This is a genomic window from Bifidobacterium sp. UBA744 (assembly GCA_002298605.1).
In the GTDB taxonomy this organism is placed as follows: Bacteria; Actinomycetota; Actinomycetes; order Actinomycetales; family Bifidobacteriaceae; genus Bifidobacterium.
This window is the reverse complement of record DBKS01000027.1, coordinates 70,218-72,448: the sequence shown is the minus strand read 5'-3', so window position 1 is coordinate 72,448 and position 2,231 is coordinate 70,218. Positions and strand designations below refer to the sequence as shown.

The window sequence follows — 2,231 nt, the reverse complement described above, 5'->3', positions numbered from 1 at the left end:
TGCAGGCAGGCATCGCGCCTAGCGCTTCACTGCCTTGGTGGCCTCCAACGCCACATAAAGCGAGCGGATCAGCAAAAACGCCAAATATGCGGCGAACAGATACTTGCCGACAACCGGGCTGACCGCACCGGCCACCCACGTGCCCAACGGGGTGACGAATGCCGCGACAACGCCGATGATGAGCCCCGCCTTGAAATGCACCATCCTGCGCTTCACGTTCGCGACGGTGGTGGTGATGGCGTTCGGGAACATGGCCAGCAGCGACGTGCCGCGCGCGATGAGATCCGACGCGGCGAACAAAATGGACAGCGACGGAACCGCGAGCGCACCGCCGCCGATGCCCAGCAGGCCCGCGAGAATGCCGATCACCACACCCAGCAGCACCAGGCAGACCCCTGTGACCACATTCATGTCGATCACCGAATCGCGCGACGGCGTGAAGATCAGCTGATTGACGATCACAAACACCAGAAACGCCACAAACACCCAGCGAAGCACCAATTCGGGCAATTTGGCCAGTAGCCAGCTGCCGATTTGCCCGCCGAAGAACATGCCGCAGAACAGCAGCAGGGCGGCCAGCCAATCCACATTGCCGTTCATCGCATACGACACCACGCCCGAAATGGACGTGGGCACGATGGCGAGCATGGACGTGGCCGCCGCATGACGCTGCGTAAGCCCCAGCCAGACCAGCGCCGGCACAATCACCGTGCCACCGCCGATGCCGAACAGGCCGGACAGAATGCCCACCAGCACGCCCACCGCCACCAGCACCGCGATGCCACGCGGAGACTCATCCAGATTGTTGTCCTCATCCACCGTTGCCATTGGCTGCCATCCTCTTCCAGAACGTCGAATTCCATTGCCGCAACCGCGCTGCATGCACATGCGGTGTAGCGCGCGGGCGTGCGACGCATGAGAATGCAGCCCAGTCAGAGCTCCATGCACATATAGCAACATACGCCCAGCCCACGCCCGGCCATGGCAACCGTTCCGCGCCCACGCCCGAACCTACGCACCAGCCCACGGTCAGCAGCGTACCCACAGTCGGCAACGCACCCATGCCTGATGACAACCCATTCTGCCTCGCGCTAGGCGCAGCTGCACGACTATGCCAGCGGAGTCACCACCACCATCAGGGTCATCACGGTCAGCAGCGTCACTAGGTACAGGCGTTCGGTGGCGGTCACACGCCCGAGCGCCCCACGTCATCAGGGTCGCGACGGTCAACAGCGACCATGGCTGCAGGCCTTTATCGCCACCTACAAAAAGAGAACCCGGCGGGTAACGCCCGCCGGGGAGAGAGAAAGGAGAGAAGAAGGGTTATATGCCGGTGGAACTGCTGCATTCCGCCAACAATTCACAGTAAAGCAGAGGTACCTTGGCGCACCTGTCAAGTTAGCTGAAAATCTTCTGGGAATGCCGGTTCCCGCCTGCGCGCTACACTGTGCAAGGAACGTGGCCTGTCGCCAAGAACGTGGCCTGTCGCCGCACAACACTAAAGGAGTTGCCATGCTGCTGTCCGACCGGGATATTCGGGCCGCCTATGAGGATGGTCATATTTCGCTCGACCCTTGGACCCCGGAAATGGTGCAGCCGGCCTCGATCGACGTGCGTCTGGATCGCTTCTTCCGCCTGTTCAACAATCATGCGTATACCTATGTGGACCCGGCTGAAAACCAAGGATCGCTGACCGAACAATTCGAAGTGGGGCCAGACCAGCCGTGGATCCTGCATCCGGGGGAATTCGCGCTCGGCTCCACGTGGGAGTACGTCAAACTCGACGCCACGATTGCGGCCCGGCTTGAGGGCAAAAGCTCACTGGGCAGGTTGGGCATTCTGACACATTCGACCGCCGGTTTCATCGACCCCGGTTTCGAAGGCCATATCACGCTGGAGCTGTCGAACGTCTCCACCCTGCCGGTCAAGCTGTGGCCCGGCATGAAAATCGGGCAGATGTGCTTCTTCCAGCTGTCCTCGCCGGCAGAACATCCGTATGGATCCAAGGAGACCGGCTCGCATTATCAGGGCCAGCGCGGCCCGACGCCGTCACGCTCCTACATCAACTTCTACAAGGCCGAGATCAACGACTAACTGCTTGATTATCCTGTCGAGCAGCATACTGACCAGCCTGCCAACCAGCCTGCCAAATTTGGCAGATCCTGCGCTGTAGCGGGCTAAAAATAGTCCTAAAACGCAAGATCTGCCAAATTTGGCACAGTGAGCGACGC

2 protein-coding genes are annotated in these 2,231 nt (G+C 60.6%); one reads left to right on the top strand and one right to left on the bottom strand.

The genetic code is table 11. The features are described 5' to 3' along the window. Positions 1 to 18: 18 nt before the first annotated feature. Positions 19 to 828, bottom strand: a complete 810-nt coding sequence (locus B2994_RS03095; RefSeq protein WP_291526918.1) for a sulfite exporter TauE/SafE family protein — start codon at positions 826 to 828, stop codon at positions 19 to 21. Positions 829 to 1,512: 684 nt separating this feature from the next. Here B2994_RS03095 and dcd point away from each other — a divergent pair. Next, positions 1,513 to 2,094, top strand: coding sequence for a dCTP deaminase (dcd, locus tag B2994_RS03090; RefSeq protein WP_291526917.1), 582 nt, complete (start codon positions 1,513 to 1,515; stop codon positions 2,092 to 2,094). The last annotated feature ends 137 nt before the right edge of the window (positions 2,095 to 2,231 follow it).